Annotated in this window: 17 protein-coding genes; 12 read left to right on the top strand and 5 right to left on the bottom strand. The window is 67.7% G+C overall.

What is annotated here, in order from left to right:
• Window positions 1–15: 15 nt before the first annotated feature.
• The 3 genes from ACTJJK_RS09855 to ACTJJK_RS09845 form a co-directional block, all read right to left on the bottom strand.
• Complete coding sequence (locus tag ACTJJK_RS09855; protein ID WP_031371657.1) at window positions 16–1218, bottom strand: acetyl-CoA C-acyltransferase; 1203 nt, start codon at window positions 1216–1218, stop codon at window positions 16–18.
• 173 nt (window positions 1219–1391) lie between these two features.
• Window positions 1392–3767 (bottom strand): 3-hydroxyacyl-CoA dehydrogenase/enoyl-CoA hydratase family protein, encoded by a 2376-nt coding sequence (locus ACTJJK_RS09850; protein ID WP_440730094.1) that lies wholly within the window; start codon window positions 3765–3767, stop codon window positions 1392–1394.
• A gap of 157 nt (window positions 3768–3924) precedes the next feature.
• The gene (locus ACTJJK_RS09845) at window positions 3925–4545 is read right to left on the bottom strand and encodes a TetR/AcrR family transcriptional regulator (protein WP_031371655.1); all 621 of its coding nucleotides are present in this window, start codon (window positions 4543–4545) and stop codon (window positions 3925–3927) included.
• Between the two features lie 251 nt (window positions 4546–4796).
• Here ACTJJK_RS09845 and ndk point away from each other — a divergent pair, with 251 nt between their 5' ends.
• The 11 genes from ndk to aroQ all read left to right on the top strand — a co-directional run bounded on the left by ndk (window position 4797) and on the right by aroQ (window position 15659).
• On the top strand, window positions 4797–5222 hold the full coding sequence (gene ndk, locus ACTJJK_RS09840) for a nucleoside-diphosphate kinase (RefSeq protein WP_031371654.1): 426 nt from the start codon (window positions 4797–4799) through the stop codon (window positions 5220–5222).
• A gap of 135 nt (window positions 5223–5357) precedes the next feature.
• The gene (gene rlmN, locus ACTJJK_RS09835; protein ID WP_051884819.1) at window positions 5358–6563 is read left to right on the top strand and encodes a 23S rRNA (adenine(2503)-C(2))-methyltransferase RlmN; all 1206 of its coding nucleotides are present in this window, start codon (window positions 5358–5360) and stop codon (window positions 6561–6563) included.
• Entirely contained in the window at window positions 6550–7431 is an 882-nt protein-coding gene (gene pilW, locus ACTJJK_RS09830; RefSeq protein ID WP_440730093.1) for a type IV pilus biogenesis/stability protein PilW, read from the top strand. The genes rlmN and pilW overlap by 14 nt, the downstream gene beginning before the upstream one ends.
• A 2-nt stretch (window positions 7432–7433) precedes the next feature.
• Window positions 7434–8261 carry a helix-turn-helix domain-containing protein gene (locus ACTJJK_RS09825; RefSeq protein ID WP_440730136.1) on the top strand — a complete coding sequence of 276 codons (828 nt, stop codon included), beginning with the start codon at window positions 7434–7436 and terminating at the stop codon, window positions 8259–8261.
• A 111-nt stretch (window positions 8262–8372) separates the two neighbouring features.
• Window positions 8373–9002 (top strand): YfgM family protein, encoded by a 630-nt coding sequence (locus tag ACTJJK_RS09820; protein WP_408953507.1) that lies wholly within the window; start codon window positions 8373–8375, stop codon window positions 9000–9002.
• On the top strand, window positions 9002–10237 hold the full coding sequence (gene bamB, locus ACTJJK_RS09815; protein WP_081930775.1) for an outer membrane protein assembly factor BamB: 1236 nt from the start codon (window positions 9002–9004) through the stop codon (window positions 10235–10237). The genes ACTJJK_RS09820 and bamB overlap by 1 nt, the downstream gene beginning before the upstream one ends.
• A 383-nt stretch (window positions 10238–10620) precedes the next feature.
• Window positions 10621–12021 carry a ribosome biogenesis GTPase Der gene (der, locus tag ACTJJK_RS09810; protein WP_031371648.1) on the top strand — a complete coding sequence of 467 codons (1401 nt, stop codon included), beginning with the start codon at window positions 10621–10623 and terminating at the stop codon, window positions 12019–12021.
• Window positions 12022–12064: 43 nt separating this feature from the next.
• Window positions 12065–12661: a molybdenum cofactor guanylyltransferase gene (mobA, locus tag ACTJJK_RS09805; RefSeq protein ID WP_440730092.1), complete on the top strand. Its 597-nt coding sequence runs from the start codon at window positions 12065–12067 to the stop codon at window positions 12659–12661.
• Between the two features lie 27 nt (window positions 12662–12688).
• A complete protein-coding gene (locus ACTJJK_RS09800) occupies window positions 12689–13900 on the top strand; it encodes a molybdopterin molybdotransferase MoeA (protein WP_440730091.1) in 1212 nt (403 codons plus the stop codon).
• 78 nt (window positions 13901–13978) lie between these two features.
• Window positions 13979–15115, top strand: coding sequence for a molybdopterin-synthase adenylyltransferase MoeB (gene moeB / locus ACTJJK_RS09795; RefSeq protein WP_440730090.1), 1137 nt, complete (start codon window positions 13979–13981; stop codon window positions 15113–15115).
• Window positions 15105–15659, top strand: a complete 555-nt coding sequence (aroQ, locus tag ACTJJK_RS09790) for a gamma subclass chorismate mutase AroQ (protein ID WP_440730089.1) — start codon at window positions 15105–15107, stop codon at window positions 15657–15659. Before moeB ends, aroQ begins: the two co-directional genes overlap by 11 nt.
• Before the next feature lie 3 nt (window positions 15660–15662).
• Here aroQ and ACTJJK_RS09785 read toward each other — a convergent pair whose 3' ends face one another.
• Window positions 15663–16031 carry a RidA family protein gene (locus ACTJJK_RS09785; protein WP_440730088.1) on the bottom strand — a complete coding sequence of 123 codons (369 nt, stop codon included), beginning with the start codon at window positions 16029–16031 and terminating at the stop codon, window positions 15663–15665.
• 10 nt (window positions 16032–16041) lie between these two features.
• Complete coding sequence (locus ACTJJK_RS09780) at window positions 16042–16839, bottom strand: alpha/beta hydrolase (RefSeq protein ID WP_031371642.1); 798 nt, start codon at window positions 16837–16839, stop codon at window positions 16042–16044.
• Window positions 16840–17096: 257 nt separating this feature from the next.
• Between ACTJJK_RS09780 and ACTJJK_RS09775 the strand changes: the two genes are divergently transcribed.
• Window positions 17097–18125: a DUF2272 domain-containing protein gene (locus ACTJJK_RS09775; protein ID WP_051884786.1), complete on the top strand. Its 1029-nt coding sequence runs from the start codon at window positions 17097–17099 to the stop codon at window positions 18123–18125.
• Window positions 18126–18601 lie beyond the last annotated feature (476 nt).

Genomic DNA, 18601 nt, shown 5'->3' with positions numbered 1-18601 from the left:
GCGGGCCGCAGCCGCTTACAGCGCTTCGAACACGCCGGCCGCGCCCATGCCGGTGCCGATGCACATCGTCACCAGGCCGTACTTCTGCTTGCGGCGCTGCAGGCCATGCACGATGGTCGCGGTGCGCACCGCACCGGTCGCGCCGAGCGGGTGGCCGAGCGCGATCGCGCCGCCGAGCGGGTTGACCTTGGACGGGTCGAGATCGCTGTCGCGGATCACCGCCAACGCCTGCGCGGCGAAGGCTTCGTTGAGCTCGATCCAGTCGATCTGGTCCTTGGTCAGGCCGGCCTGCTTGAGCGCCTTCGGAATCGCGGCGATCGGGCCGATGCCCATCACTTCCGGACGCACGCCGGCGACCGAGAAGCTGACGAAGCGGGCGAGCGGAGTCAGGCCATAGTCCTTGACTGCCTGCCCGGAGGCGAGCAACACCGCGGCGGCGCCGTCGCTCATCTGCGAGCTGGTGCCGGCCGTGACGCTGCCGCCGAACTGGCCGTTGCGGAACACCGGCTTGAGCTTGGCCAGCGCTTCCAGCGACGCGTCGGGACGCGGGCCTTCGTCGAGCTCGATCAGGCTCTTGCGCAGCTTGATGGTGTTGCCCGACAGGTCCGGCACGTGCGAGACGACTTCGAGCGGACTGATCTCGTTCTTGAACTCGCCGGCCTGGATCGCGGCGATAGCCTTCTGGTGCGAGGCCAGCGCGAACGCGTCCTGGTCTTCGCGCGAGATCTTCCACTCCTCGGCGACCTTCTCGGCGGTGATGCCCATGCCGTAGGCGATGGCGACGTGGTCGTCGTTGAACACCGAGGGGCTCAGGGCGACCTTGTTGCCCATCATCGGCACCATCGACATCGACTCGGTGCCGCCGGCCAGCATCAGGTCGGCGTTGCCCAGGCGGATTTCGTTGGCCGCCAGCGCCACGGCCTGCAGGCCGGACGAGCAGAAGCGGTTGATGGTCTGCGCGGCGATGGTGTTCGGCAGGCCGGCCAGCAGCACGCCGATGCGCGCCACGTTCATGCCTTGCTCGCCCTCGGGCATGGCGCAGCCGATGATCGCATCGTCGATGCGGTTGACGTCGATGCCCGGCGCCTGCGCGACCACGGACCTGAGCACGTGGGCGAGCATGTCGTCGGGACGGGTATTGCGGAACACGCCGCGCGGGGCCTTGCCGACCGGAGTGCGGGTGGCGGCGACGATGTAGGCTTCCTGGATCTGTTTCATGGCTTTCTCCGAAAGCCGGGAATCGGGAATCGAAAATCGGGAATCGTCGAGGCAAAGGCCCGGCGGCATTCCGATTCGATTCTTGCTCCCGGTTTTTTCAATATGGGGACAGGAGAGGGGAGGCGGGAGAAGAAGCCGAGCTTCTTCGATTCCCGATTCCCCATTCCCGATTCTCAGTTCCGCAGCGGCTTGCCGGTCTTAAGCATGTGCGCGATGCGCTCTTGCGTCTTCGGCATCTGCGCCAGGGCGACGAAATGCTCGCGTTCGAGCTTGAGCAGCCATTCCTCGTCGACCAGGGCGCCGCGGTCGACTTCGCCGCCGCAGATCACCGTGGCGATGCGGCTGGCGATTTCGTAGTCGTGCGGCGAGATGAAGCGGCCTTCGAGCATGTTGACCAGCAGCATCTTGAAGGTGGCGATGCCGACGTCGCCGGCGACCTGGATGCGGCGGCCGGGCAGGGGCGGGCGGTAGCCGCTTTCGGCCAGCGCGCGCGCCTGCGCCTTGGCCACGTGCAGCAGCTCGAAGGCGTTGAAGACGACGCGGTCGCCTTCGCGGGCGAGCTTGAGTTCGCGCGCTTCGAAGGCCGAGGCCGAGACCTTGCCCATCGCCACGCTCTCGAACGCGGTCTTGAGTTCGGCGAACACATCGCCGCCCGGACCGGCCGCGTCGGAAGCGCGCACCGCGAACTCCTTCAGGCCGCCGCCGGCCGGCAGCAGGCCGACGCCGGCCTCGACCAGGCCGATGTAGCTTTCCAGCGCGAACACCGTATGCGCGGAATGCATCTGGAACTCGCAACCGCCGCCGAGCGCGAGACCGCGCACCGCCGCGACCACCGGCACCAGCGAGTACTTGATGCGCTGGCTGGTGGCCTGGAAGTTGGCGACCATCGCCTCGAAGCCCTTGAGGTCGCCGGCCTGCAGCAGGCCCAGCGCGCCGGACAGGTCGGCGCCGGCCGAGAACGGCTCCTTGGGCTGCCAGATCACCACGCCCTTGAACTTCTGCTCGGCGATGGCGATGGCTTCCTGGATGCCGTTGAGCACGTGGTCGTTGACCGTGTGCATCTTGGTTTTGAAGCTGATCACGGCGATGTCGTCGCCGTCGTCGGCCCACAGGCGGATGCCGTCGTTCTCGAACACGGTCTGGCCCTGCGAGAAACGCTCGCCGAGCAGCGCGTCGGGGAAGCGCTGGCGCGCATACACCGGGTTGGACGAGCGCGGCACCTGGGCGTTACGGCCCGGGCTGTAGCTGCCGTCCTTGCCGTGCACGCCTTCGCGGCCGTCGAACACCCAGTTCGGCAGCGGCGCGCTGGCCATGGTCTTGCCTTTGATGATGTCCTCGGCGATCCAGTCGGCGACCTGCTTCCAGCCGGCGGCCTGCCAGGTCTCGAACGGGCCGAGCGACCAGCCGTAGCCCCAGCGCATGGCGAAATCGACGTCGCGCGCGGTGTCGGCGATGGTTTCCAGGTGGAAGGCGCTGTAGTGGAAGCTGTCGCGGAACACCGCCCACAGGAACTGTGCCTGCGGATGCTCGCTGGCGCGCAGCGCGGCGAACTTCTTGGCCGGGTCCTTTTCCTTGAGCAGGGCGGCGATGTCGGCATCGAGCTCGCCGGCCGAGGCGCGGTAATCCTGCGCCTTCAGGTCGAGCACCAGGATGTCCTTGCCGCGCTTGGTGTAGACGCCGGCGCCGGTCTTCTGGCCCAGTGCGCCCTTGCCGATCAGCGCCGACAGCCACTTCGGCGCCTGGAAGTACGAGTGCCACGGGTCGTCGGGCAGGGTGTCGGCCATGGTCTTGATGACGTGGGCCATGGTGTCCAGGCCGACCACGTCGGCGGTGCGGAAGGTCGCCGACTTCGGCCGGCCGATGGCCGGGCCGGTCAGCGCGTCGACGGTGTCGAAGCCCAAGCCGAACTGCTCGGTGTGGTGCATGGCGGCCAGCATCGAGAACACGCCGATGCGGTTGCCGATGAAGTTCGGAGTGTCCTTGGCGATCACCACGCCCTTGCCGAGGGTGGTGGTCAGGAAGGTTTCCAGACCTTCCAGCACCGCCGCGTCGGTGGTCTTGGCCGGGATCAGCTCGGCCAAGTGCATGTAGCGCGGCGGGTTGAAGAAATGCACGCCGAGGAAGCGGTGGCGCAATTGCTCTGGCAGCACTTCGGCGAGCTTGTTGATGCCCAGGCCGGAGGTGTTGGAGGCCAGCACGGCGTGATCGGGCACGTAGTCGGCGATCTTCTTGTACAGGTCCTGCTTCCAGTCCATGCGTTCGGCGATGGCCTCGATGACCAGGTCGCAACCGCGCAGCTGTTCCAGGCCGGTGTCGTAGTTGGCGGCGGTCAGGCGCTCGGCCAGGGCCTTGCTGGCCAGCGGCGCCGGGCTCAGCTTGGCCAGGTTGGCGATGGCCTTGTTGACGATACCGTTGGGGTCGCCTTCCTTCGCGGCCAGGTCGAACAACACCGTGTCGACACCGGCATTGGTGAGGTGCGCGGCGATCTGGGCGCCCATGACGCCGGCCCCGAGGACCGCGGCACGGCGGACAAGCAATTGCTTAGACATCGTCTACAACTCCTTGAAGAAAAACGAGAATCTTGGATGTGGGCGAGGGGAGAGGGCGGGAGTCCAGAGGGAAATCCTGGAGGCAATCCAGGAACGACCGGCGGCGCGGGGCCGTCCGGCGATGCCGGTCCCCGCCGGGACCGGCATCTGGCGCCGCTCAGCTCTTGAAGCCGGCGGCGGCGAAACGGATCAGTTCGCGGGCGGCACGTTCACGGTGCGCCGCTTCGGTGACACCGGCGGGTCGTTTGATCAGGCCGAAATCGGCCATGGCATAGGTCAGCGAACCGGCCAGGAAGTCCAGGCGCCAGTACAGCTCTTCCTTGCTCAGGTTCGGCACCGCGCCGGCGATGGCCTTGGCGAATTCGCGCAGGACATGGCCGTAGTGGTCGGACAGGAACTTGCGCAGGCTGTCGTTCTTCTCGGCGTAGGCGCGGGCGATCACCCGCACGAAGGCGCCGCCGCCGTTGCGGTCCTGGGCCAGCGCCAGCGCGGGCTCGACGAAGGCGGCCAGGATCGGTTCGAGCTCGCCGGGGTGCTGTTCGACCGCGGTCTTGAGCGCGCCCATGCGTTGCTCGGTCATCTCGTCCATGCGCCGGCGGAATACCTCGTTGACGAGGTTTTCCTTGCTGCCGAAGTGGTAATTGACCGCGGCGATATTCACGTCGGCGCGGCTGGTGACCTGGCGCAACGAGGTGCCGGTGAAGCCGAACTGGGCGAACAGCTCTTCGGCGGCGCCGAGGATGCGGTCCTTGGTCGAAAAATGGGCGGTCGTGGTCATGGGGCGCGGGCTACTCCTGGACGACCGTCGCGACGGCCTGAATCAAACGCTTGTTTGATGCTAGTCCGGGTCCCCGGAATCGTCAATCTCGGCGCCGCCGAGACCCGTCGGCTGGCCGGCGGGAGGATGTAAACCAAGTGATTATTCCGTTAGAATTACCGCAGCCATATCGGCTAAACCCGCGTCCCGTCGCGGGTTTTCTGTTATTCTCGGGCCGACCGTAAAGCGGCCCGCCTACCCGGAGACTTTCCATGGCGCTGGAGCGCACCCTGTCCATCATCAAGCCCGACGCCGTTGCCAAGAACGTGGTCGGCGAGATCTACACCCGTTTCGAGAAGGCCGGCCTGAAGGTCGTCGCCGCCAAGATGAAGCACCTCTCGAAGCAGGAAGCCGAAGGTTTCTACGCCGTGCATCGCGAGCGTCCGTTCTTCGCCGCCCTGGTCGAATTCATGATCAGCGGTCCGGTGATGATCCAGGCGCTGCAAGGCGACAATGCCGTGCTCAAGAACCGCGAGCTGATGGGCGCCACCAATCCGAAGGACGCAGCGCCGGGCACGATCCGCGCCGACTTCGCCGACAGCATCGACGCCAACGCCGTGCACGGTTCGGACAGCCTGGAGAACGCCGCGATCGAAATCGCGTACTTCTTCCCGGCCACCGACGTCTACGCGCGCTAAGCGAAACCTTAGAGCACGACAGTGAACGACATTCGCGACAACGCCAACGATCTTCCTCTTGCCGGCACCGCGCAGGCGACGGAAACCGCGGCCGCGCGCGCGGATGTCGGCGGCACCCCGGGCGCGATCCCGAGCGTGCTGATCGGTAACGCGGCGGCGCCGGCTTCGGCCGGCACCGCCGTTCCCGACAACGGCAAGACCAACCTGTTCGATTTCGACCGCGTGCAACTCGAGGATTTCTTCGAGCAGACGCTGGGCGAAAAGCGCTACCGCGCGCACCAGGTGATGAAGTGGATCCACCACCGCTACGTCACCGATTTCAACGACATGACCGACCTGGGCAAGGCCCTGCGCGGCAAGCTCGAGGCGCATGCGCAGGTGCGCGCGCCGATGGTCATCTTCGACAAGCCCTCGACCGACGGCACCCACAAGTGGCTGCTCGGCATGGACGCGAAGAACGCCATCGAGGCGGTCTACATCCCCGACAAGGGCCGCGGCACGCTGTGCGTGTCCTCGCAGGTCGGCTGCGCGCTGAACTGCCAGTTCTGCTCCACCGCGACCCAGGGCTTCAACCGCAACCTGTCGACCGCCGAGATCATCGGCCAGGTCTGGGTGGCGGCGCGTCACCTCGGCAACGTCCCGCACCAGCAGCGCAAGCTCACCAACGTGGTGATGATGGGCATGGGCGAGCCGCTGATGAATTTCGACAACGTCGTGCGCGCCATGAGCATCATGCGCGACGACCTCGGCTACGGCCTGGCCAACAAGCGGGTGACGCTGTCGACCGCCGGCATGGTGCCGATGATCGACAAGCTCGGCGAAGTCAGCGACGTCTCGCTGGCGGTGTCGCTGCATGCGCCCAACGACGAGCTGCGCACCGAGCTGGTGCCGCTCAACAAGAAATACCCGATCGAGCAACTGATGGACGCCTGCGTGCGCTACGCGCTGCGCAAGCGCGGCACCTCGGTGACCTTCGAGTACACCCTGATGAAGGGCGTCAACGATCAGCCGACGCATGCGCGCCAGTTGGTCCGCCTGCTGCGCCAGTTCGACAACGCGGTGCAGATGAAGGACGCCGCCAAGGTCAACCTGATTCCGTTCAACCCGTTCCCGGGCACCCGCTTCGAACGCCCGGACGAGACCGCGATCCGCGCCTTCCAGAAACTGCTCAACGACGCCGGCATGATCGCGCCGGTGCGCCGCACCCGCGGCGACGACATCGACGCGGCCTGCGGCCAGCTCAAGGGCCAGGTCATGGACCGGACCCGGCGCCAGGCCGAGTTCCGCAAACAACTGCAAGCCCAAGGCCTCGACCAGGATGTCGGCGATGCTGCTGCCTGAGTTTCCGCGCTCCACCGCATCGAACCGTCGTCCCGCTGCGCCGCGCGTCCGCGCCGTACGCACCATCGCCCTGCTCACCGTCGTCGTCCTGGCGGCCAGCGCCTGCAACCGGCTCAGCTTCATCCGTCCGAACATGGAGCGCAAAGGCTTCAAGCAGACGGCGGTGGAATACGACATCGGCGACAAGCGCGGCGGCCGTTCGGGCGGCGAAGCCAGCGCGCTGGGCCGCGTCCAGTCCGCGCAGAGCCATCTGATGGCCGGCGACCGCGACAAGGCCCGCTCCGAGATCAAGCAGGCCCTGCAGTTCGATTCGAAATCGGCCGAGGCCTACAGCCTGCTGGCGGTGATGGCCGAGCAGGACGGCAACAACGCCCAGGCCGGCGCCCATTACCGTAAGGCCGCCGAGCTGGCGCCCGACCGCGGCGCCGCGCTCAACAACTACGGGGTCTGGCTGTGCGCGAACAACCGCGCCAGCGAGGGCCTGACCTGGTTCGACAAAGCCCTGGCGGATCCGCGCTACGGGACTCCGGCGGTGGTGCTGGCCAACAGCGGCGCCTGCGCCGACACGCTGGGGCAGGGCGATCGCGCCGATCGCGACCTGCGTCTGGCGATCTCGCTCGATCCGACCAATGCCATGGCGCTCGGCGCGATGGCCAAGCGGCAGTTGCGTTTGGGCAATGCCTTCGAGGCGAGGGCCTTTTCTGAACGCCGGCTGGCCGTTGAGCCAATCACAGCTGAAGCGCTGATGACTGCGTCACAGATCGAACAAAAACTCGGCGACACGGCTGCCGCCGCAAGATACGTTCAGCGAATGAGGGCGGAGTTCCCTGACGCGCAGGGCTCCGGAACGGGGGATGGCGGTAGGTGAAGATGCAGTCGAACGAATTCGCGCCTGAAGGCGGCGGAAGCTGTGGCGCGCGTCTGAAACAGGCCCGCGAGGCAGCGGGGCTGTCCATCGAAGACGTCGCGGCACGGCTGAAAATGCCGTCGCGGGTTGTGCTGTCGCTGGAAAACGACGACACCGGCAGCGCCGGTGCGCCGGTCTTCGTGCGCGGCCAATTGCGCAGCTATGCGCGCCTGGTCGGCATCGACCTGGAAGATCAGCTCAGCGGCACGCCGCTCGCATCGACCGCACCGTCGGAACTCATCAGCCATACCCACACGCCGCGCTATCGCCGCGTGTTCGAACAGACCACCCGCCGCGCCATCTACATCGTGATGACCGCGGCGATCGCGGTGCCGGTGATCCTGGCGACGCGGCCGCACCTGAGCAACAGCGTCAGCGTGCAATCGCTGGAAATGCCGGCGAACCCGGCCGGCGCCGAGCACGGCGCAGCCTTGGCCGCGCGATCGGCCACGGCCGCGGCCACGCCGCCGCAGCGCACGCCCCTGGTCGCCTCGATGGCGCCGGCGCTGTCGCAGATCCAGGCCAGCAAGACCCTGACCCTGAATTTCACCGGCGAAAGCTGGATGCAAGTGCGCGGAACCGGCGGCCAGGTGCTCGACGAGGGCACCGTCCAGGCCGGCCAGGTGCGCAGCTACAACCTCGGCGAAGTCGGCTACGTCAAGCTTGGCAACGCCTCCGGCGTGGAAGTCCGCAAGACCGGCGAGTCGGTCGATCTGGCGCCGTTCAGCCGCGGAAGCGTGGCCCGCTTTACGCTATCCTCTGACGGTTCCCTCGCGCCAGCGTCTAATTGATCCGCGCTGCGGGTTCGCGACCATCACCGGCCCGCGTTGCGGGCCGGTCCTCATTGACTTCGGCTTCGCCCTCGCGGGCGAGGACCTAGCACGGCGGCCTACGGCGTACTCATGGCGATAGACGATCTGCTCGACGAACACGAACAAAGCGAACGGGTACTGGCCTGGTTGCGCGCCAACGGTGCCGGCCTGATCGGCGGCATCGCCCTCGGTCTGGCCGCGATCGGCGGCTGGAAGTGGTGGGGCAACCACCAGCTCGAAACCCACGGCAAGGCTGCTACCGAATTCCAGACCGCGGTCGATGCGGTCCAGGCGAAGGACAAGGCCGCCGCGGCCAAGGTCAAGGCGCTGCCCCCGGGCATGTACCAGACCCTGGCCTCGCTCGACCTGGCCAAGTCGCAGGTCGACGCCGACCAGCGCGACGCCGCGATCGCCACCCTGCGCGGGATCAAGACCGAGGACGCGGCCATCGCCGAGATCGTCAAGCAGCGCCTGGCGCGCTTGCTGATCGACGCCAAGCAGCCGGCCGAAGCGATCAAGTTGCTCGACAAGTCGACCTCGCCGATGGCGATCGAAGTGCGCGGCGACGCCCAGTTCGCGCTCGGCAAGGCCGATCTCGCCCGGGCCGATTACGGCACCGCGCTCGCCAAGCTCGACGAGGCCTCGCCGCGTCGCCGCCTGCTCGAACTCAAGCTCACCGAAGCCGGCGGCACGCCGGCCAAGCCCGAGGCCAAGTCTTGATGAAGTCCGCTGAAAACAGGTTCTCCGGCCGCCCCGCCGTCCGCAACACCGCCGCGATCGTGCTGTGCGCGTTCGCGCTCAGCGGTTGCACGACCATCAAGGGTTGGTTCGGCGGCGGCAAGAAGGACGACGGCAAGCCCAACGAGCCGACCGAGCTCACCGACATCACCCCGAGCGTCAAGGTCGACAAGATCTGGTCGGCCAACGCCGGCAAGGGCGAGGAGCGCATCGGCATTCGCCAGGGCCCGGCCGTGGCCGACGGCCGCGTCTATGCCGCGGCGGTCAAGGGCGGCGTGCATGCCTACGACCTGCAGACCGGCAAGCAGGTCTGGCACTTCCAGCCCATGCGCACCGACAAGGACAAGAAGGACAAGGACATCCGTCTGTCCGGCGGTCCGGGCGCGGGCGATGGCCTGGTCGTGGTCGGCGGGCTCGACGGCGAAGTGATCGCGCTCGACGCGGCCACCGGCGCGCAGAAGTGGACCGCGAAGGTCTCCAACGAAGTGATCGCCGCGCCGACCATCGGCCTGGGCATGGTGTTCGTGCGTTCCAACGACGGCCGCGTCACCGCTTTCGACGCCGCCAGCGGCGAGCGCCGCTGGTTCTGGGTGCATGAAGTGCCGATGCTGACGGTGCGCGGCAACGGTTCGCCGACCCTCGGCCCGGGCTTCGTCTTCGTCGGCAACGACGACGGCACCGTCAGCGCCCTGTCGGCGACCGACGGCCGCCCGACCTGGGACCTGCCGGTCGCGCAGCCGGAAGGCCGCAGCGAACTCGACCGCATGGCCGACGTCGACGGCACGCCGATCCTGGAAGGCACCACCCTGTACGCCAGCAGCTTCAAGAAGCAGACCATCGCCATCGACGCCCCGAGCGGCCGGCCGATGTGGGTCAGCGAACACGGCAGCGTGGGCCGTCTCGGCGTCGCCAGCGACCGCCTGGTCGTCAGCGACCCGACCGGCCTGGTGTTCGGCCTCGACAAGTCGGGCGGCAGCGCGCTGTGGCAGCAGCCCGGCCTGGCGCGTCGCAGCCTGACCGGCGCGGCGGTGCAGGGCGATTACGCGGTGGTCGGCGATTTCGACGGCTACGTGCACTGGCTTAAGCTCGACAACGGCGAGTTCGCCGCGCGTGCGCGCGTCGGCGGCAAGCTGCTGCGCGCCGCTCCGGTGGTCGCCGACGGCGTGCTGATCGTGCAGAACGTCGAAGGCGAGCTGACCGCGTTCAAGCTGCAATAAGACCGGGAATAGGGAGTCGGGAACAGGGAATCGGTGGTTCCGCGCGGTTTGCCGCTGCCGTGCCTCCGGCTAGATTCCCGGCCCTCGTTTCTTGAGTTATCGCGGCCCGGGTGGCGATCAGCCGTCCCGGGCCGTTTGTTTGAGCGGTTTCGCCCATCGTCCGCGCCCATTCCGGCAGGCCCGGCTCCAGAGTCCGGCCCCGACCGCTCGCCGCGTCGTTTCGAGTCGCGAAAGCGCCGTCGCGGCCGGTCTGGCACTATGGCGCCCTGCTGGACGGCTTGTTTAAGGCTCGTCCCGGGGCAATCCGAAGGCCGGCGCCGCACCAGGCGGCTGCGTTGCCTGCGATTCCCGAATCCCCATTCTCCATTCCCGGCTTCAAACACATGCTTCCCTTAGTCGCCCTCGTTGGCCGCCCCAACGTCGGAAAATCCACCCTCTTCAATGCGCTCACGCGCAGCCGCGACGCGCTCGTCCACGACGAACCCGGCGTCACCCGCGATCGTCACTACGGTGTGTGCCGGCCCGAGGGCCAGCGCCCGTTCGCGGTCGTGGACACCGGCGGTATCGCCGGCGAAGACGAGGGCCTGGCCGGCGCGACCGCGCGCCAGGCGCGCGCCGCCGCCGAGGAAGCCGATCTGGTGCTGTTCCTGGTCGACGGCCGCGAAGGCGCCTCGGCGCTCGACGACGAGATCCTGGCCTGGCTGCGCAAGACCGCGCGCCCGACCTTGCTGGTGGTCAACAAGACCGACGGCCTCGACGCCCGCGCGGCGGTCAACGATTTCGCCCGCTACGGCATCCGCGATGCGGTCGCCGTGTCGTCCGCGCACCGCCAGGGCATCGACGAGTTGCTCGCCGAAGTGTTCGCGCGCTTGCCGGAAGAGGGCACCACCAGCGAACTCGATAACGACCCCTCGCGCGTGCGCGTGGCCTTCATCGGCCGCCCGAACGTCGGCAAGTCGACCCTGGTCAATCGCCTGCTCGGCGAAGAACGCATGATCGCCTCGGAAGTGCCGGGCACCACGCGCGACTCGGTCGCCGTCGACATGGAGCGCGACGGCCGTCTGTATCGCCTGGTCGACACCGCCGGCGTGCGCCGCAAGTCCAAGGTCGAGGAAGCGGTCGAGAAGTTCTCGATCATCAAGACCCTGCAGGCGATCGAGAACTGCCAGGTCGCGGTGGTCATGCTCGACGCCGGCGAAGGCGTCACCGACCAGGACGCCAGCGTGCTGGGTTATGCGCTCGATTCCGGTCGCGCCCTCGTCGTTGCGGTCAACAAGTGGGACGGGCAAACCGAATACCAGCGTCAGCAGACCGAAAACCTGCTGATGCGCAAGCTGGCGTTCGTGGAATGGGCCGAGAAGGTGCGGATCAGCGCCAAGCACGGTTCCGGCCTGCGCGAGCTGTTCAGCGCGATCCATCGCGCCCACGCCTCGGCGACCACCGAAATCGGCACCAGCGAAGTCACCAAGGCCATGGAAGTGGCCTACGAAACCAACCCGCCGCCGGTGGTGCGCGGGCACGTGGCCAAGCTGCGCTTCGCCCATCCGGCCGGCCTCAATCCGCCGACCTTCGTCGTCCACGGCACGCGCCTGCGCACGCTCGGCGATACCTACAAGCGCTATCTGGAAAACTTCTTCCGCAAACGCTTCAAGCTGGTCGGCACGCCGATCCGCTTCGTCTTCAAGGACAGCAGCAATCCTTACGAAGGCAAGAAGAACGTGCTGACCGAACGCCAGGTAGCGAAGAAGAAGCGCCTGATCCGCCACGTCAAGCGCGGCAAGTAAGTCCACAGCCGGCGAGAGCGCCCAGGACACGCGAGGAGAGGCCATGCAGTGCATACGCGCCGACCTCAGCCTGGGCATCCTGGCCGGCGGCCGCGCCTCGCGCCTGGGCGGCATCGACAAGGCCTGGCTTCGCCGCGACGGCGAAGCGCAGGTGCTGCGCCTGGCGCGTGTGTATCGAGAGCAGACCGCACAGGTGTGGGTCAGCGCCAATCGCGACCTCGCGCGCTATCGGCGCCATGGCTTGCAGGCGGTGAGCGATTCCACGCCCGACCTCGGGCCGCTCGGCGGCCTCGCGGCCCTGGTCGCGGCCTGTACCACGCCCTGGTTGTTCACGCTGCCGGTCGATGCGGTCGCGCTCGACGGGCGACTGTTGCCGGCGCTGATCGAAGCGCAGGACGGGCAGGGTGCCTATGCGGTCGACGACGATGGCGTGCAGCCCTTGTTCGCCTTATGGCCTGTAGCGACCTTGCGCACGGCCTTGGCCCAGGCTTTCGCGCAACGGCGCCTGGCGGTGCGCGAGTTGCAGGCCGGACTCGGCATGGCGGCGCTGCGCCTGGATGGCCTACGCTTCGGCAACCTCAACAGCCCCGAGGATCTGCTTGCCCACGGTTTCGTCGCCGACGACGCGCCGGGCCGCTGATCCGCCACCCCTGCGAGCGATACCCCCATGAGCGATTTCCCGAGCGGCCTGTTGTTCGACGAGGCGATGGCGATCGTCTCCGAAGTCGCCGCCGCGCACCGGCTCGAAGCCGAAACCGTGGCCTTGTCGCGTTGCCACGGACGCGTGCTCGCCAGCGACGTCGATGCGCCGCTGTCCTTGCCGCCGTTCGACAACAGCGCGATGGACGGCTTCGCCTTTCGCCATGCCGATCTGACCGGCGAGCAGACCGTACTGACGTTGATCGGCGAGCAGTTCGCCGGCCTCGACGGCGCTTGGTCGCTCGGCGCCGGCGAATGCCTGCGCATCACCACCGGCGCGCCGCTGCCGGCCGGCGCCGACACGGTCGCGATCAAGGAGAACGTCGCCGTCGACGGCGAGCGGGTGAGCGTGCCGCGCGTCGCGTTGGGCCAGAACGTGCGCTACGCCGGCGAAGACGTGCGCGAAGGCGAACGCGTCCTGCACGCTGGACAATGGCTGACCCCGGCGCGGGTGTCGCTGGCGGCCTCGCTCGGCTTGTCCTCGTTACGGGTGCGGCGCAAGCCGACCGTGGCGGTGTTCACCAGCGGCGATGAGCTGGTCGAGCCCGGCATGAGCCTGCAGCCGGGGCAGATCTACGACAGCAACCGCGATCTGTTGATGGGGCTGTTGCGCGCCGACGGCCTGGAGCCGACTGCGTGGCCGCGCCTGCCCGACGACCCGAAACAGGTCGAGATCGCCCTGCGCGACGCCGCCTGCGCCTTCGACCTGGTGTTCACCTGCGGCGCGGTGTCGGCCGGCGAAAAAGACCATATCCCGGCGGTGCTGCGCGAGTTCGGCCGCATCCACCTGTGGAAGGTGAAGATGCGCCCGGGCATGCCGCTGCTATTCGGCAGCATGGACCAGGCGCGCATGCTCGGTCTGCCGGGCAACCCGGTCTCGGTGATGGCGACCTACATGACCTTCGGCCGCGCCCTCATCGACGGCCTGCAAGGCCGCAGCGAGGCGCGCCCGCGTTTCCGCGCACGCCTGGTCGGCTCGATTGACAAGACCCATCCGCGCCGCGAATTCATCCGCGCGCGGTTGTTCAGCGACGACGAGGGCGTGCTGCGGGTCGACCCGAACCCGGCCACCGGTTCGCACCGCTTGCGTGCCGCGGCCGATTCCGATGCCCTGATGGTGGTGGCCGAAGGGCCGCAGGCGCTGGCCGAGGGGGCGGTGATGGAGGTCCTGCCGTACTGACGGCCGGCGCAACACAGCATCGCCGCAGGCGCGACCGATCCACCTGCGCATGAGCATCCGAAAGCGGATAATCCGCGCATGAGCATCGAACAGATTTCCCCGGCGCAGGCGCGTCGGCGGCAACAGGCCGGCGCGGTCCTGATCGACGTGCGCGAGGCCCACGAACGTGCCGGCGGTCAGGCCGAACACGCGCGCGGCATCGCCAAGGACGCGCTCGAATCCGACCCCGCCGCGTTCTTGCCCGACCGCGACGCCGAGATCCTGCTGATCTGCCAATCCGGCGCGCGTTCGCTGCGCGCCGCGCAAACCTTGGTCGAAGCCGGCTATGCGCGCGTGGCCTCGGTCGAGGGCGGCACTTCGCGCTGGATCGCCGAGCGCTTGCCGCTCGCGGTGCTGGAGCAGTCCGACGAAGAACGCGATTTCTACGACCGCTATTCGCGCCATCTGCGCTTGCCCGAAGTCGGCGAGGCCGGGCAGCGTAAGCTGCAGGCCGCGCGCGTGGCGATGGTCGGCGCCGGCGGCCTCGGCTCGCCGGCCGCGTTCTATCTCGCCGCGGCCGGCATCGGCACCTTGGTGCTCGCCGACGACGACGTGGTCGATCGCAGCAACCTGCAGCGGCAGATCCTGCACACCGAGGAGCGCATCGGCGTGTCCAAGGTCGAATCGGCGCGGATCGCGCTGGCGGCCTTGAACCCGCGTGTGCGCGTGGAAACTTTTGCCGAGCGCATCAGCGCCGACAACGTCGAGCGGCTGATCGAGGGGGCCGACGTGGTCTTCGACGGCGCCGACAATTTTCCGGTGCGCTATCTGCTCAACGATGCCTGCGTGAAACTGGCCAAGCCTCTGGTCTACGGCGCGATCCATCGCTTCGAAGGGCAGGTCAGCGTGTTCGACGCCGGCCGTCAGCGTGGCGTGCGTCCCTGTTATCGCTGCTTGTTCCCCGAGCCGCCGCCGCCGGAAGCGGCGCCGAACTGCGCCGAGGCCGGCGTGCTCGGTGTGTTGCCGGGCGTGGTGGGGCTGGTCCAGGCGACCGAAGTCATCAAGTTGATCCTCGGGTTGGGCGAATCCCTGGCCGGCCGTCTGCTGCATTTCGACGCCCTGGGCATGCGCTTCCGCGAAACCCGGCTGGCGCCCGACCCGGATTGCCCGGTGTGCGCGGCGGGTCGCGAGTTCCCGGGTTACATCGACTATCAGGCGTTTTGCAGTGCGCACTGAGGTCGCCGCGATCGCCCTGGTCCTGGCGGCGTGTTCGGGCGCGGTCGGCGCGAAGCAGCCGACCCTGCCGGCCTTGACCCGCTTGGCCGAGCTCAGCGCCCAACGCCTGCTGCTCGCCGACACGGTGGCGGCGAGCAAGCGCCAGTCCGGCAAGCCGGTCGAGGACGCCGCACGCGAGAGCGAGCAACTCGAACGCCTGGGCGCGCAAGCCGCCGCGCATGGCCTGACCCAGGCCCAGGCCACGGCGTTCTTCAAGGCGCAGATGGAAGCCAACAAACTGATCCAGTACCGCTTGCTGGCCGAGCCCCGTTTCGTGCGTCGAGCGTCCGCCGCGGTCGACCTGGGACCGGTGCGCGAGCGCCTGGACCGTATCAACGTCGAACTGTTGGATACGCTCGCACCGGCCGTGCGCGAAGCGCAAGGCGAGGGCTGTGTGGTGCACGCCGAGCGTGCGCAACGGCTGGCGGCGCGGCGTCATCGCCTGGATGCCTTGCACCGCACCGCGCTGGTACGGGCCTTCGGCGATCTGTGCCGGATGCCGTAAGGCTCAGTCGGCTGCGATCGCCTCGATCTCGACCAGCCAGCCTTCTTCGTACAGGTCGGTGATGATCACGGTCAGCGCCGGCGAATGTTCGCCGAGCAGCTCGTGACGAATCTCGTAGTTGCGTTGGCGATGGCGGCGATCGGTCAGAAAGGTCGTGACCTTGACCAGATGGCTGTAATCCATGCCGGCGGCCGCCAATTGGCGCGCGACATTGGCCCAGGCCTGGCGGCATTGGCCGTCGAAATCGTCGGCGAGCGCGCCGTCGTCGCTTTGCGGAATCTGGCCGCTGACGAACAGCATCCGCTTGACGTCGCCGATCTCGTGCGCCTGCGCGTACGAGACCGCGGTCGGGTGAATGGCGCGTCGCTGCATGGCCGCGTCCTCAGTCCATGAACTCGCGCAGCGAATCGCCGTAGGCCGGGTAGGTGCCGATGTTGTGGTGATCGGCGCCTTCCAGCTGCACCACGTCGACGCCTTGCGGCCGGGTCTGCAGCGAGTGGATCAGGCGTTGGGTGTTCGGCGCCGGGATGACGTCGTCGGCGGTCGCGCGCACCACCAGGACCGGGCCGAAATAGCTGCGCAGATGGGTCACCGAGTCGTAGCGGTCCTTGACCAGCCAACGCGTCGGCAGCCAGCGGTAGTGCGCCTGCGCGGTCTCGCGCAGACTGTCGAACGGCGTCACCAGCGCCAGCCGTTCGACCGGGCGATGGCCGGCCACGTAGCTGGCGACGCCGCTGCCGAGGCTGCGGCCGACGATGGCGACCGGCTGCCCCGGGTGTTCGCGCGCGACCTGGTCGAACACTGCCAGGGCATCGGCGAACAGCGCCGATTCCTCAGGACGGCCGTCGCTGGCGCCGAAACCGCGGTACGAGATGAGGTAAATGGTGCGGTCGGGAAACCACTGCGCCAGGGACTCGCGCATGTTCTCGATGCGTTCGGCGTTGCCGCCGAAATAGATCAGTGCCTTGCCCTGGCCGGAATTGAGCCGCCAACCGCGCAGGACGACGCTGCCGTGCTTGACCGTGTAGTCGGTCATCGCCACGCCCAGACGGGTGTTCTGCGGGAAATACAGCAAATCGCGCTGCTTGAAGTAGAGCCAGCCGCAGACGCTGAGATAACCGGCCGCGGCGACGCCGGCGAGCATGGTGACGGATGGGAGCAGACGCGGATTACGAGCCATCGATGCGGGGCCTTCCAAGGCGGGCAAGGGAGCGCGGGCGTTGGATTGCGCGCGCGCGGTGCGATCCGGGCGACGATAACTCGCGGCGTCGGTTTCTCGCCAGCGCTGCCGCTATCACACGACTTGCACAGACGATCCATAGGCTGGGCAAGGGCGGCCGATTGATCGATCATGCCGCCACCCCACGCGGCGTCGTCGTTCGACGGACCGTACCGTCGTTTCGCCGTGCCGCACGGCACCGCCTTGGAGAAGTGCCGATGTTCCGTTCGCTCGTGTTCGCCTGTCTGTGGCTGTCGGCGGGCGCCGCCGTCGCCGCCGATGCCTGTCCGGCGTTGCGTGGGCAGACCACGGCGCCGGATGCGGCGACCCGCATCGCCGCGGCCGCCTGCACCGAGAACCTGCAGTGGTTTCGCCCCTTCATCGACGTGCAGGGGCGCCTGGCCAGCGCGACCCTCAGCGAAGCCGAGACCAGCCGGCTCGAGGACGGCGCCACCGAGACTTGGCGCCGCACCGTCAGTTACTGGCGCGACACCGGCCTGCTGCAGCGCATGGCCGGTTTCGCCGGCGCCAACCAATGCAGCGATCCCTACGGCGGCAGCTATCCGGCCGTCGCCTGCCGCGCCTTCCTGGTCGACAACCCCTGGTCGGCGGCGTTCGTGTCCTACGTGATGATGAAAGCCGCGGTCCCTGGGTTCCGGCCGTCGGCCAGCCATTACGACTATGTCCGCGATGCCTACCGCACGCCCGACCAGAGCCCGTTCCAATACCTTGACCCGAGCACCGCGCGTCCGGCGGCGGGCGACCTGCTGTGCGCGGTGCGTTCGGGCAGTCGCGTCTACGGTTACGAAGGCCTGGTCGCCGCGCTCGATGGCGCGAGCGGCGCGCTCAACATGCATTGCGACATCGTCGTCGCGGTCAATCCCAACAACGACGGCAAGGCCTATCTGATCGGCGGCAACGTCCAGCAGGGCGCGACGATGCGGATCATGGCGGTCAACCGCAACGGCGAATTCTGGCCCTTGCCGCGTCGCAGCGAGACCCAGGTCGAGTGTTCGCCCGACACGGCTTCGGCCTGCGACATGAACAAGTTGGACTGGGCGGCGCTGCTGAAGCTCAAACCCGAGGCCTCGCTGGCCCAGCTCGCGCCTGCGATTCCCTTGTATGCCCCGCAGATGGCGCCGCCGGCGCCGACCCCGCAGGGCTGTTGCGTGCAGTGCGTGGTGGGCTCGGGCGTGCCGCGTTGCCCGAATCCGAATGCGCCCGGGGTGCGGCCGCAGCAGCAATAAGCGCCAATGCCCCTGTAGAGCGGCGTGAGCCGCGACCGCGGGGCTCCAAGTCGGCACAGTCTATTTCGATGCCACGGCCTTGGCTGTCGCTGTCGCTGTTGCTGTTGCTGTTGCTGTGCGCAGCTTCGCACTAGCGAAGGCGATAGAAGACCCGGAGGGCGGCGCGCAAGGATGCGCGCCGTTTTTCATCGGGACAGGGATGTCCCGTATGAAAAATCCCCGCGTCGGCACCGCTCGTGCGGGCCTGTGATTCAAAACAAAAGCATTTTTCTTTGGTGACTTTCTTTTGTTGCTTATGACAAAAGAAAGTTACCCGCCGCTTTAGTGGCGGAAGCTTTTATCGTTTGATCTTGTTTCCTTAGAAGCTTCAAGCAAGTGCAGAGCTTCCTTCCGCTAACGCGGCCGGGTTACTTTCTTTTGCTAAGCCCAAAAGTCCGTCTGGATTCCCTTCGGTCAAAGGTAACCAAAGAAAAGGG

It is taken from the genome of Lysobacter sp. 22409 (assembly GCF_052045105.1).
GTDB classification, from domain to species: Bacteria; Pseudomonadota; Gammaproteobacteria; order Xanthomonadales; family Xanthomonadaceae; genus Lysobacter; species Lysobacter antibioticus_B.
The sequence above is the reverse complement of the archived record's forward strand: the minus strand, read 5'-3'. Positions and strand labels throughout refer to the sequence as shown.